The sequence below is a fragment of the Halomonas koreensis genome (assembly GCF_031451675.1).
In the GTDB taxonomy this organism is placed as follows: domain Bacteria; phylum Pseudomonadota; class Gammaproteobacteria; order Pseudomonadales; family Halomonadaceae; genus Halomonas; species Halomonas koreensis.
This window is the reverse complement of record NZ_JARWAK010000007.1, coordinates 20401-33478: the sequence shown is the minus strand read 5'-3', so window position 1 is coordinate 33478 and position 13078 is coordinate 20401. Positions and strand designations below refer to the sequence as shown.

Below are 13078 nucleotides of genomic sequence, written 5' to 3'. Positions count from 1 at the left end.
GGTGCTGCGCTCAGCGCGGGGCGATCACCGATTCCCTCGTCACCAGCCGCGGTGGCAGCGACTGCAGGGGGGTGAAGGGGCGGTCATGCTCCAGCCGGTCGATCAGCTGGGCGATGGCGGTGGCCCCCAGCTCGTAGATCGGCTGGTGGACGGTGGTCAACGCCGGGCAGGTGTAGCGGGCGACCTCGATGTCGTCGTAGCCGATGATCGACAGCGCCTCGGGCACCCGCAGGCCCGCCTCGTGAGCGGCGCGCAGGGCGCCGATGGCGACCAGGTCGTTGAAGGCGAACACCGCCTGGGGCGGGCAGGGCTCGTCCAGCAGGCGGCGCATGGCGGCATGCCCGCCGTCGGCCATCAGGTTGGTGGTCACCAGGCGCGTGGCGGGCGGGGCGATGCCGGCCTCGTGCAGGGTGGCCAGGGCACCGGCCAGGCGTTCCTGGGAGCGGGGATGGCTGGCCGGGCCGGTGAGCAGGGCGATGTCGCCGAGCCCCCGTTCCAGCAGGTGCTCGATGGCCAGCCGGGCGCCGAGCCGGGAGTCGTCGTTGACCACGGCCAGGTCGGGGCGCCGGGTCGGCGCCGCGTCCATCAGCACCGTGGGCAGGCTCTGACGGGACAGCGCCTCAACGAAGCTGTCGCCGTTGCGCGAGGTCATCACGATCAGCCCGTCGATGCGCCGTTCCAGCAGGGTCTGCAGGTAGGCGGTCTGCTTGGCGTCGGCATCGTCGGCGTTGCACAGCACCAGGCTGTACCCGGAGGCGAAGCAGTGATCCTCGACGCCGCGGATCAGCGCCGAGAAGAAGGGGTTGTGGGCGGTGGTGACGATCATGCCGATGGTGCGGCTGCGGTTGGACTTGAGGGTCCGCGCTACCGAGTCCGGGCGATAGCCCAGCTCGGCGATGGCCCGCTGCACCCGCTCGCGGGTGGCCGGGGCCACGGAGCGGGTCCGGTTCACCACGTGCGAGACGGTGGTGATGGATACCCCCGCGTGGCGCGCCACGTCCTTCAGCCGCACCATGGCCATCGGCTCAGTCCCGGACGATCAGCTTGAGCGGCACCGGGATGCTCGCCGCCACCGACTCGCCGGCCAGCAGGGCGTCCGCGGTGGCGACGCCGAGCTCGCCGATGCGGCCGGGCTGCTGGGCCACGGTGGCGTCCAACTGGCCGTCCTCGACCGCCTGGATGCCGGCGTCGGTGCCGTCGAAGCCGACCAGCACCAGGTCCTCGCGGCCGTTGGCCTGCAGCGCCCGCTGGGCGCCCAGGGCCATCTCGTCGTTCTGGGCGAACACCGCGTCCAGCTCGGCATGGGCCTGGAGCAGGTTCTCCATGACGTTGAGCCCCTCGCTGCGGTTGAAGTTGGCCGGCTGGCTGGCGGCCAGCTCGAGGCCCTCGGCGTCGTCCAGGGCGGCCACGAAGCCCTCGCCGCGATCGCGGGTGGCCGAGGCGCCGGGGACGCCCTCCAGCTGCACGACCCGGCCCTCGCCGCCCAGGCGTTCGGCGACGAACTCGCCGGCCAGGCGCCCGCCGGCGACGTTGTCCGAGGCGATGTGCGAGGCCACGCGCCCGGCGCTGGCGCTGCGGTCCAGGGTGATCACCGGTACGTTGCGGGCATTGGCCGAGCGCACGCCGGAGGCGGCGGCGTCGGCGTCGGTGGGGTTGAGCAGCAGGGCGTCGATGTCCCGGGACAGGGCGTCCTCGACGTTGGAGAGCTCGCGAGCGGCGTCGTTGCCGGAGTCGAGCACGATCAGCTCGTGGCCGAGGGCCTCGGCTTTGGCCTCGGCGCCCTCCTGGAGGGTGACGAAGAAGGGGTTGTTGAGGGTGGAGATGACCAGCGCGATGCGGTCGGCCGCGGCCTGGCCGCTGAGGCCGAGCCCGGTGGCGACGGCGGAGGCGAGTAACAGCTTTTTCATGCGGAGGCTCCTTGGGTCTTGTTGTGCGTCGCGGGGGACGTCACGACGAGGACGACCGGCTGTCGAGCAGCACGGCCAGCAGGATGACCGCGCCCTTGGCGATCATCTGGAAGTAGGACGACACCCCCATGATGTTCAGGGCGTTGTTGAGCACCCCGATCACCAGGGCGCCGACCAGGGTGCCGAAGATGCGCCCGCGACCGCCCATCAGGCTGGTGCCGCCGATCACCACCGCGGCGATGGCGTCCAGCTCGTAACCGGTGCCTGCGGTGGGCTGGGCCGAGCCCAGGCGGGCGGTGAGCACCACGCCGGCGAGGGCGGCGCAGGCGCCGGAGATGGCGTAGACGCTGACCTTGATGCGCGTCACGTTGATCCCCGACAGGCGGGCGACCTTCTCGCCGCCGCCCACGGCATACACATGGCGGCCGAAACGGGTGTGGTGCAGCACGCCCCAGCACAGCAGGAAGACGAAGAACATCAGGTAGATGGGTATCGGCACCCCGAGCCAGTAGCCGCCGCCGAGCTGCCAGAACAGGTCGGCGGCCGGGGTGGCGCCGATCGAGATGGGCCGGCCGTCGGTGAACACCAGGGCCGCGCCACGCAGGATGGTCATGGCCACCAGGGTCACGATGAAGGCCTGGATGCGGCCGTAGGCCACGAAGGCGCCGGCGATCGCCCCGAGGCCGGCCCCGGCGGCCACGGTGCCGGGCACGCTCAGCCAGGGCGTCAGGCCGGAGGCCGTCATGGCGCCGGCGAAGGCCCCGGTGAGGGCCAGCACCGCGCCCACCGAGAGGTCGATCCCGGCGGTGAGGATGACGAAGGTCACTCCCATGGCGATGATGGCGTTGATGCTGCTCTGGCGCAGCACGTTGAGGAGGTTGTCGACGGTCAGGAAGTTGTCGCTCAGCAGGGCGCTGACGATCACCAGCAGGGCCAGCGCCAGGAAGGCCTTGTTGTCGATCAGCAGCCGGGTGGCGGTCTTGTTCAGCGTCAGGGAGGTCATTGGGTGGCGGTCTCCGTGGCGGCCTCGACGTGGGCCGCGGCGGTCATGATGGTTTCCTGGGTGGCGTCGGCGCGGCTGAACTCGCCGGTGATCCGGCCGCCGGCGAGCACCATGATGCGATCCGAGAGCCCCAGCAGCTCGGGCATCTCGGAGGAGATGAGCAGCACGCACTTGCCCTGGCGCTTGAGGCGGTTGATCAGCAGGTAGATCTCGCGCTTGGCGCCGACGTCGACGCCGCGGGTGGGCTCGTCGAGGATCACGATCTCGGGTTCGGTCATCAGCGCCTTGGCCAGCGAGACCTTCTGCTGGTTGCCCCCCGAGAGGGTGTCGATGCGCTGGTCGACGTCATTCAGCTTGATCTGCAGCGCGTCCACGTAATGGTCGATCGCGGTCCGCTCGCGGCCGCGGCGGATCACCCCGAGCGGGCCGCAGAAGGCGGTCAGGGCGGCCAGCGACATGTTCTCGGCCACCGAGTGGGCGAGCAGCAGCCCGGCCTGCTTGCGGTCCTCCGGCACATAGACCAGGCCCGCGGCGAGGGCCTCGCCGGGCGAGGCGAAGCGCACCGCACGGCCGCGCAGGCGCACCTCGCCGGCCCTGGCCGGCACGTCGCCGCACAGTGCCCGGGCCATCTCGGTGCGCCCGGCGCCCATCAGGCCGCCGAAGCCGAGCACCTCGCCGGCGCGGGCGGCGAAGCCCAGGCCGTGCACGCCCGGGGCGTGAAGGTTCTCGACCTCGAGACATACCTCGCCGGGCAGCGGCGGCTCGTAGGGATAGCGCTCGGCGAGCTCGCGCCCCACCATGTGGCGAATCAGGCGGTCCTCGTCCAGTGCCTCGGTGGGCCCGTCATGGACCAGCCGCCCGTCGCGCAGCACCGCCACGTCGTCGCAGATGCGGAAGATCTCGGGAAGCCGGTGGGTGATCATCACCAGCGATTTGCCGGCGTCCCGCAGGCCGGCCACGACCCGCTCCAGCACCTCGGTCTCGATGTCGGTCAGGGCGTCGGTGGGTTCGTCCATGACGATGATCTCGGCGTCCAGCGACAGGGCGCGGGCAATCTCGACCATCTGCTGCTGGCCGATGCTCAGCTCGCCCACCGGCGTGCGCGGGTCCAGCGGCTGATCGAGACGCGCGAGCAGCTCGCCGGCCCGGCGATAGAGGCGTGACCAGTCGACGGTGCCCAGGCGCGTACGCGGCTCGCGACCCAGGAAGACGTTCTCCCCGGCCGACAGCCCGGGCACCAGGTTGAGCTCCTGGTGGATGATGGCGATGCCGGCATCCATGGCCTGGCGGGGCGTGGCGAAGCGCACCGGCCGGCCGCGCAGGCGCAGCTCGCCGGCATCGGCCTGGTGAACGCCGCTGAGTACCTTCATCAGGGTCGACTTGCCGGCGCCGTTCTCCCCGGCCAGGGCGAGGACGCGCCCCGCCTGCAGGGTCAGGTCGACGCCCTCCAGCACCTTGACGCCGGAAAACCCCTTCTCGATGCCCCTCAGGGTCATCAGCGGCGTCGCAACCTCGGGGCGGCTCAAAACGGCACCCCGCTGTGCAGGGCCAGGTTGGCGTAGGGCGTACACTCGCCGGTGCGGATCACCGCCCGGGCGCCGGGCAGCAGGGCCTTGAAGTCCGCGTGATCGCAGCGCGCCACGGCGATGTCGCGTCCGTCGCGGGCCTCAAGGCGGGCCAGGCGTCGCTCGATGTCCGTCGTCAGCTCGGGGCGCCGCTCGACGGTCTCGCGGGCCAGGGTCACGCCCTCGAGGCACAGCTCGTCGAGCAGCGCCTCGAGGACCGGCAGGAAGCCGGGCAGGCCGGGCGTGACAGCCAGGTCGACCCGGGGCACGCCGGGGGGAATGGGCAGGCCCGCGTCGGCAAGTATCAGGGTGTCGGTATGGCCGAGTTCGGCGATCAGCGCGCTGAGGGGCGCGTTCAATAGCCCATGGCGTTTCACGGGTCCAGGCTCCGAGCTGGTGGTCTTCGGGGGTGCGCAAGGCGCAAACGTTTGCGCCAGTGTCGCCGCAGAGTCTAGCACGTCCGCGGTGGACGCACAGGGTCAGCGGTTCGGGTGGCGAGACGCGGGGTCGGCGCGGCCCCCGAGCCAGTTGCGGACCTCGGCGAAGGGATAGGCCTCCAGGGCCGCGAAGCCGTCCAGCTTGCGGGCCTGATGGCGCGCCAGCCGCGGCGAGGCGAGCCCGCACAGGAAGCGGGCCAGCAGGGTGGGGGTGGCGGCCTCGCCCTCGCCGGCGGCGTGCAGTCGCTGGCGCAGGGGGGCGGTCAGGGCGCCGGCGTCGTGATCGGCGAGCGGAGCCATGGGCGGCGGGGCCGGCAGGCGGGCGAGCTCGCCCCGGCACCCTGAGCAGTGCCCGCAGCGGGCCGGCGCCTCGGCGTCGCCGAACCAGTCGGCCAGTCGCCGGGTCAGGCAGCCCTCGGCCTCGAACAGGTCGAGCATGGCATGCAGACGGGCGATCTCGGCACGCTCCCGCTCGACGAAGTCATCGTGCAGGTCCGCGACCAGGGCCGGGTCGCCGGGCCGGCGGACCTCGAAGACCTCGGTCATCTGGCGGCTCTCGAGCGTGAGCCAGCCCTTGTCGACGAAGTAGTCCAGGGCGGTGAGCACCCGCGGGCGGGCGGTGTCCAGGCCGCGCTCGGCCCCCAGGCGGGCCAGGGCCTCGAAGTCCAGCCGGTGCCAGGTCCGTGCCTTGTGCGAGGCGTCGAGGATCGCCTGGACGAAGGCCCGGCGTTCGCCCTGGAAGCGCCCGACCAGGGCCTCGGCGGCCTCCTCCAGCCGGAAGCGGTAGTCGGCGAAATAGCTGTAGCGCGGACGGATCACGCCCCGCAGCTCGAGGCGCACCAGCAGCGTCTTGAGCGGCAGGGGGCGGATGTCGCTGTCCCGGGAGAGGGCGTTGAGGGTGAGCTCCCAGTCCTCGCCCGGGGTGGGCAGCGCCGCCACCACCCGGGCGATGGCGTCGCGCTCGGGGGTGTCGCCGTAGGTGAAGTTCTCCAGCACGTTCAGGTGGTCCCGCCCGGCCAGCATCAGGCACTCCGCCGGCGCGCCGTCGCGACCGGCGCGGCCGATCTCCTGGCTGTAGTTCTCCACCGACTTGGGCGGGTCGAAGTGCACCACGGCCCGGATGTCGGCCTTGTCGATACCCATGCCGAAGGCGATGGTGGCGACGATGCAGGGCAGCTCGCCGCGCATGAAGGCGGCCTGGCGGGCGGCGCGGGTCTCGGCGTCGAGGCCGGCATGGTAGGCCGCCGCCGGCAGGCCGGCGGCCTCCAGGTAGGCGGCCAGGCGCTCGGCGGTCTGCTGGAGGGTGACGTAGACCACGGTGGCGCCGGGACTTGACCCCGTGAGCCGCGGCCGCAGCCAGTCCACCAGCCGGCGGGGGCGCGCCTCGGCCGGCGCCGGGGCCACCTGGAGGTCCAGGTTGGGCCGGTAGAAGCCGGTGGCGGTCACGTCCTCGGCCGCGATGGCGAAATGCTGGCGCATGTCCTCGACCACCCGGGGCGTGGCGGTGGCGGTCAGCAGCAGCACCTGGGGAATGCCCAGCTCGTGGCGGACCTGGGGCAGGGTCAGGTAATCGGGGCGGAAGTTGTGGCCCCACTCCGACAGGCAGTGCGCCTCGTCCACCACCAGCAGCGAGATCGGCACCCGGCCGATGAAGGCGCGAAAACGCTCGTTCTTGAGGCGCTCCACCGAGACCATGAGCACCCGGATGCGACCGCGGCCGACGCCGTCCATGACCGCCTGGGCCTGTTCCCGATCCTGGGTCGAATCGAGGCGCGCGGCGGGGACGCCGTGGCGTTCGAGGAAGGCCAGCTGATCCTGCATCAGGGCCAGCAGCGGCGAGACCACCAGCGTCAGGTGGGGCAGGTGCAGCGCCGGCAGCTGGTAGCACAGCGACTTTCCCGAGCCGGTGGGAAAGATGGCCGCCGCCGAGCGCCCGGCGACCAGGGCCTCGATCACCGGTCGCTGGCCGGGGCGAAAGGCGTCGTAGCCGAAGACCCGGGACAGGGTCTGGTCGATGGTGGTCATGCTGGCTCCGCGGCGTCTCGGGAAGACGCACAGGATACAGGTTCCGGGGCCGCCGCGAACACGCCGGCCGGCTGAGGGATCAGCGGCCGCTCGCCACGACGCGGTTGCGGCCCCGGTCCTTGGCCTGGTAGAGGCCGGCATCGGCGCGGGCCAGCAACTGGTCGCGGGACTCCCCGACCCGGTGCTCGGCGATGCCGATGCTGGCGGTGACCTGGCCCGGGCGCAGCGAGCCGAAGTCGTGCTCGGCGATCGCCCGGCGCAGGCGCTCGGCCAGCTGCCGGGCGTTGGCCCCGGAAGTCAGCGGCAGCACCAGGGCGAACTCCTCGCCGCCGAGCCGGGCCAGCAGGTCCTCCTCGCGCAGCAGCGAGCGGCAGCAGTCGGCCAGGCGCTTGAGCACCTCGTCGCCCTCCAGGTGCCCCCAGGTGTCGTTGATCCGCTTGAAGTGATCCAGGTCGAGCATCAGCAGCGACAGCGGCGTGGCATGGCGATTGCTGAGCGAGATCTCCTCGTCGAGGCGCTTGAGCAGCTTGCGACGGTTGGCCAGGCCGGTCAGGGCATCGCTGTCCGATAGCCGGCGCAGCCGCTCCTCCTCGGCGACCTGCTCGCTGATGTCGAGCATCATGCCGTGCCAGAGCACGCCGCTGTCCAGCCGCTGTGGCTGGGCGCGGACCGCGATCCAGCGGCAGGCCGCGTCGCCGAGCATGAAGCGGAACTTGGCGATCAGCGGGATGCACCAGCGCTCCGAGCGCTCGATGGCGGTCATCACCCCGGGGTAGTCCGCCTCGTGGACCCGCTCGAGGGCCGGGCGGGCGTCCTCGGCCAGGGCCTCGGGGTCCATGCCGAGCACCCGGGTGCCGCTTCCCGTCAGGTAGGGGAAGTGCAGGTGGCCGTCGTGGCGACGGTGGAGCTGGAAGATCAGGCCGGGCAATTGCTCGGCGAGCGTGAGGATCCTGGTTGGATCGAGCCGTTCCCTGCGCGGCATGGCATCGATGGATGACATGGGCGTCCCTCGTGGTTCCTGCTGCGTACAGGCCAGTCGTGTTGGTCGGCGTGCCGACGCCATCGGTCCGCGGCGCCTGCCCGAATTGTTATCTTGTGTAAGCTGCCCATCATACGCCCGTGGACGCCGGCTGGCACCCCCTATAGGTTGTAGGAGATCGCCGACGCTTATTGCGACTTCGCCGACAGAACGCCGGCATTGACGACAAATATGACGAACGGATGACGGGGTGGGCGGGCCCCTCCAGGCGGCGTCGGAGACGGCATTCGCCGGCGCGAGGGGCGCGGGGATGGGACAGCGCCAGGCCTCCCTAGCGTGGGGCGTCGTAGCGCCCCGGGCGCGCTCCCGGGAGAAGACCACCTGCCGCAGCGGCAGGTGCGGGCGCGGAAGGCGCCGGCGCACACGGACAGGCAGTAGCGGAACATGCGTCGGGTGCTCGCCTCCGCGCTCGGCGATCGCGTGCCAGTGGGCATCGACGTCGGCCAGCCAGGTCATCAGGGTGTGATCGTGGTCGGCCCGGGGGCTGGGACGGCGCCAGGCCTCCCTAGCGTGGGGCGTCGTAGCGCCCTGGGCGCCCCCGGGAGAAGACCACCTGCCACAGCTGCAGGTTGCGGGCGCGGAAGGCGCCGGCGCACACGGACAGGTAGTAGCGGAACATGCGTCGGGTGCGCTCGTTGTAGCGATCGGCGATCTCGTGCCAGTGGGCGTCGACGTTGGCCAGCCAGGCCATCAGGGTGTGATCGTAGTCGGCCCCGAAGTTCTGCCAATCCTCCATCAGCAGCTGGTTCTCGCTGGCGCGGGCGATATGCACCGCCGAGGGAAGCACGCCGTTGGGGAAGATGTAGCGGTTGATCCAGGGGTCGGCGCTGATCTCGGAGTTGTTGGAGCCGATGGTGTGCAGCAGGAAGAGGCCGTCCTCGGGCAGCAGGCGACGCACGGTCTGGAAGTAGGTGGCGTAGTTGCGGTGCCCGACATGCTCGAACATGCCGATGGAGACGATGCGATCGAACCGGCCCTGCAGCTCGCGGTAGTCCTCGAGCCGGATCTCGACCGGCAGGCCCCGGCAGCGCTGCCGGGCCAGCTCGGCCTGCTCCCGGGAGATGGTGATGCCGGTGACCTCGACCCCGTGATGGCGGGCGGCGTGCTCGGCCAGGCTGCCCCAGCCGCAGCCGATGTCCAGCACCCGCATGCCGGGTTGCAGGTCGAGCTTGCGGCAGGCCAGCTCGAGCTTGTCGCGCTGGGCGGCGTGCAGGGAATCGGCCCGCTTCCAGTAGCCGCACGAATAGCACATGGTGGCGTCGAGCATGCGCTCGAAGAGGTCGTTGCCCAGATCGTAGTGGGCCTCGCCGACGATGTAGGCGCGGGCGCGGCTCTGCAGGTTGAAGAAGCCCGCCTGCAGGCGGTACATCAGCCGCTCGGAGGGCGTCTGGGCATGCTCGCCGAGGCCGTGCTGGAGCAGCCGGCAGGCCATCCGGTCGATGCGCTCGCAGTCCCACCAGCCGTCCATGTAGGCCTCGCCCAGCCCCAGGGTGCCCTGGTGGAGGATGCGGGCGAAGAAGTCCGGGTGATAGACCCGGATGTCCTGGGGCGCATCGCCGTTGAGCGTGACGCCCGAGCCCTCGAGCAGGCGCTCCACGACGCGGCGCGCGCGGGTGTCGGGCAGGGCGATGGGCACGAGGCGGGAATCGCTGGTCATGGGGCCTCCTGATCCGGGGCTCGGCCGGCGCCGAGTCTTTGCCTACCGTTACAAGGCGTTAGCATAGACCAGGCCCCGGAATGCCGGGTAATCGTGACCCATCACGCAGCAGCAACGAGGAGGCGCCATGAACGTGATCGTGGATCTTTGTGTCGTGCCGATGGGCGTCGGCGTATCGGTGTCGCCCCAGGTGGCGGCCTGTCAGCGGGTGATCGAGGCGTCGGGCCTGTCCCACCGGATGCACGCCTACGGCACCAACCTCGAGGGGCCCTGGGACGAGGTGATGGCGGTGGTCAAGCGCTGCCACGAGGTGGTGCACGAGATGGGGGCGCCGCGCATCACCTCGACCCTCAAGCTGGGCACCCGGGTCGACCGCGACCAGAGCATGGACGACAAGGTGGCAAGCGTCGAGCGCCTGCTGGACCCGGGGCGGGAACCCGAGGTGTAACGCAGGCCTTACGCGCTGTCACGAAAACCTTCCGCCGGGTGGGCGGCGCCCGGCGGGCTCGGGGGGGCGTCACGAAAGCTTGACGTCGGTGGGGCGACGGGGCGGTCCGGGGCCGGGGCCGGGGCGGTGTCCGGGCATTCCGGCGGTGGCGGGGGCGCACTAGGCTGGGGGCATTCCGTGGCACCGGCCCGGACCACGACAATCACAACCGACCCGGAGGTCTACATGAACGCCCCCGCCAAGACGAGCGAGATGGATACCCGCAACCCCATCGGCACCGACGGCTTCGAGTTCGTCGAGTACAGCGCGCCCACCGCCGAGGGCATCGAGGCCCTGCGCCGGCTGTTCCTCCAGCTGGGCTTCACCGAGACCCGCCGGCACCGCTCCAAGGCGGTGACCCTGTTCCAGCAGGAAGGCGTCAACTTCGTGCTCAACGCCGAGCCGGGCAGCCATGCCGCCGAGTTCGCCCGCGTCCACGGCCCCTGCGCCTGCGCCATGGCCTGGACGGTGGCCGACGCCCGGCAGGCCTTCGATCACGCCGTGGCCTGCGGCGCCACCCCGGTGGAGGTGCCGGTCGGCGAGGGCGAGGTGGGCATTCCCGCCGTCGAGGGCATCGGCGGCTCGCTGCTGTACTTCGTCGACCACAAGGTCGACGGCGACGGCCGGACCATCTATGACATCGACTTCGAGCCGATCGCCGGTCGCACGCCCCGGGACAACAGCGTGGGCCTGCAGGTGCTCGACCACCTGACCCACAACGTGGATCGCGGCCAGATGGACGTCTGGGCCGACTTCTACACCCGGGTGGCCAACTTCCGCGAGATCCGCTACTTCGACATCGCCGGCAAGAAGACCGGGCTGCACTCCCGGGCGATGACCGCGCCCTGCGGCAAGATGCACATCCCGATCAACGAGTCCGCCGACGACAACTCCCAGATCGCCGAATTCCTGCGCGAGTACAACGGCGAGGGCATCCAGCACCTGGCCATGGCCACCGACGACATCTATGCCACGGTGCGTGAGCTCAAGGCCAACGGCATCCAGTTCCTGACCACCCCGGACACCTACTACGAGAAGATCGACCAGCGGGTGCCCAACCACGAGGAGGACCTGGAGGCGCTGCGCGAGCTGAATCTGCTGGTGGACGGCGGCCCGGACCAGGGCGTGTTGCTGCAGATCTTCACCGAGACGGTGATCGGCCCGATCTTCTTCGAGATCATCCAGCGCAAGGGCAACGACGGCTTCGGCGAGGGCAACTTCAAGGCCCTGTTCGAATCCATCGAGGAGGATCAGATCCGTCGCGGCGTGCTCAAGGCCGACGACTGAGGCCGCCTCCCGCGTCCGGCCCCGGGCCGGGCAGCCGGGCAGGGGGCGAATCCAGAACAATCCCCCGTCTCCCTGCCCATTCACGATAAAATCCGTCACAATGGGGCCTTGTGCTGGCCCCACGCGTTGTGGCGGGCGACAACAACAGTTCCGTGATCCCTGGTGTGACATGACAAACGACGCGCAAACCCGTACCCAGTGGCTCGGCCGCTGGGGCTTCGTCCTGGCGGCCACCGGCTCCGCGGTGGGCCTGGGCAATGTCTGGAAGTTCCCCTACATGACCGGCGAGTACGGCGGCGGCGCCTTCGTGCTGGTCTATCTGGCCTGCATCCTGGCGATCGGCGTGCCGGTGATGATGACCGAGATCGCCCTGGGGCGTCGCGGTCGCGGCAGCCCCATCGACGCCATTCGCCGCGTGACCACCGAATCCGGCGGGCGCCCGCTGTGGTCGGCGCTGGGCTGGATGGCCATGCTCTGCGGCTTCATGATCCTGTGCTTCTACGTGGTGGTGGCCGGCTGGTCGTTCTCCTATCTGTGGAAGATGCTCACCGGGGGGCTCGCCGGCAGCAGCGTCGACGACATGGCGGCGATCTTCGGCGCCAACAACGAGAGCCCGTTCAACCTCGGCTTCTGGAGCACCCTGGTGACCGTGGCGACCATGGTCATCGTCGGCAAGGGGGTCCAGGCCGGCATCGAGAAGAGCGTCAGCTGGATGATGCCCGGCATGGTCGTCATGCTGGTGATCATGATCGTCTACGGCGCCTTCTCCGGCGGCTTCGCCGAGGCGCTGCACTTCCTGTTCGCCTTCAACGCCGGCAGCCTGTCCAGCGAGGGCATGCTGGCCGCCATGGGCCATGCCTTCTTCACCCTGTCGCTGGCCTCCGGCGCCATCCTCACCTACGGCAGCTATCTGCCGCGCAACGCCTCCATCGGCCGCACCACCCTGACCGTGGCGGTGGCCGATACCCTGGTGGCGCTGATGGCCGGGCTGGCGATCTTCCCGGTGATCTTCGCCAACGGCATGGAGCCCGGCAGCGGTCCGGGGCTGATCTTCATGAGCCTGCCGCTGGCCTTCCAGGCCATGCCGCTGGGCACCCTGTTCGGCATCCTGTTCTTCGTGATGCTGTCCATGGCCGCCCTTACCTCGTCGATTTCCATGGTCGAGGCCACCGTGTCCTGGCTCACCGACAACAAGGGCGTGTCCCGCCGTGCCGCGGCCTGGGGCACCGGCATCGTGCTGTGGGTGATCAGCACCCTGGCGATGCTGTCCTTCAACGTCGGCGCCGAGTGGACCCTGGCCGGCAAGCACTTCTTCGGCTGGCTGGACTACCTGACCTCGCGCTGGATGATGCCGCTGGGCGGCCTGGGCATGGCCCTGCTCGCCGGCTTCGTGCTCAAGAGCGAGGCCCTGCGCGAGGAGCTCGGCCTGTCGCCGGCGGTGCACGCGCTGTGGCTGTTCATGGTGCGTTACGTCAGCCCGCTGGGCATCCTGGTGATCTTCGTCGACGCGCTGGGCATCGCCACCGTGCAGTTCGACGCCCACTGGCCCTGGCTGCTGCTGGCGCTGGCGGCGGTCACCGTGGCCGGCGAGCTGGCCAGTCCGCGCCTCAAGCGGGTGCTGTGTGCCTGAGCCGGCGCCCATCGCCTGACCCTCGCGGCCCCCGCTTCGGC

The 13078-nt window shown here is 70.7% G+C and carries 11 protein-coding genes; 3 read left to right on the top strand and 8 right to left on the bottom strand.

Annotated elements, in window-relative coordinates; translation table 11 throughout:
• Positions 1–10: 10 nt before the first annotated feature.
• From QC818_RS09360 to cfa, 8 genes are all read right to left on the bottom strand, one after another.
• A complete protein-coding gene (locus QC818_RS09360; RefSeq protein WP_309652588.1) occupies positions 11–1021 on the bottom strand; it encodes a LacI family DNA-binding transcriptional regulator in 1011 nt (336 codons plus the stop codon).
• Positions 1022–1025: 4 nt separating this feature from the next.
• Positions 1026–1907 carry a ribose ABC transporter substrate-binding protein RbsB gene (rbsB, locus tag QC818_RS09355; protein ID WP_309652587.1) on the bottom strand — a complete coding sequence of 294 codons (882 nt, stop codon included), beginning with the start codon at positions 1905–1907 and terminating at the stop codon, positions 1026–1028.
• Positions 1908–1947: 40 nt separating this feature from the next.
• Positions 1948–2910: a ribose ABC transporter permease gene (gene rbsC, locus QC818_RS09350; RefSeq protein ID WP_309652586.1), complete on the bottom strand. Its 963-nt coding sequence runs from the start codon at positions 2908–2910 to the stop codon at positions 1948–1950.
• On the bottom strand, positions 2907–4406 hold the full coding sequence (locus QC818_RS09345) for a sugar ABC transporter ATP-binding protein (RefSeq protein ID WP_309652585.1): 1500 nt from the start codon (positions 4404–4406) through the stop codon (positions 2907–2909). Before QC818_RS09345 ends, rbsC begins: the two co-directional genes overlap by 4 nt.
• Before the next feature lie 26 nt (positions 4407–4432).
• Complete coding sequence (gene rbsD / locus QC818_RS09340; RefSeq protein WP_309652584.1) at positions 4433–4852, bottom strand: D-ribose pyranase; 420 nt, start codon at positions 4850–4852, stop codon at positions 4433–4435.
• 102 nt (positions 4853–4954) lie between these two features.
• The gene (locus tag QC818_RS09335; protein ID WP_309652583.1) at positions 4955–6937 is read right to left on the bottom strand and encodes a RecQ family ATP-dependent DNA helicase; all 1983 of its coding nucleotides are present in this window, start codon (positions 6935–6937) and stop codon (positions 4955–4957) included.
• 79 nt (positions 6938–7016) lie between these two features.
• Positions 7017–7937, bottom strand: coding sequence for a sensor domain-containing diguanylate cyclase (locus QC818_RS09330; protein WP_309652582.1), 921 nt, complete (start codon positions 7935–7937; stop codon positions 7017–7019).
• Between the two features lie 544 nt (positions 7938–8481).
• A complete protein-coding gene (gene cfa / locus QC818_RS09325) occupies positions 8482–9633 on the bottom strand; it encodes a cyclopropane fatty acyl phospholipid synthase (protein ID WP_309652581.1) in 1152 nt (383 codons plus the stop codon).
• A gap of 127 nt (positions 9634–9760) precedes the next feature.
• On the opposite strand from cfa, the gene QC818_RS09320 reads away from it, so the two are divergent.
• The 3 genes from QC818_RS09320 (at position 9761) to QC818_RS09310 (ending at position 13037) form a co-directional block, all read left to right on the top strand.
• Complete coding sequence (locus QC818_RS09320; protein WP_309652580.1) at positions 9761–10081, top strand: MTH1187 family thiamine-binding protein; 321 nt, start codon at positions 9761–9763, stop codon at positions 10079–10081.
• Between the two features lie 225 nt (positions 10082–10306).
• Positions 10307–11407, top strand: a complete 1101-nt coding sequence (gene hppD / locus QC818_RS09315; protein WP_309652579.1) for a 4-hydroxyphenylpyruvate dioxygenase — start codon at positions 10307–10309, stop codon at positions 11405–11407.
• 169 nt (positions 11408–11576) lie between these two features.
• Positions 11577–13037 (top strand): sodium-dependent transporter, encoded by a 1461-nt coding sequence (locus tag QC818_RS09310; protein ID WP_309652578.1) that lies wholly within the window; start codon positions 11577–11579, stop codon positions 13035–13037.
• The last annotated feature ends 41 nt before the right edge of the window (positions 13038–13078 follow it).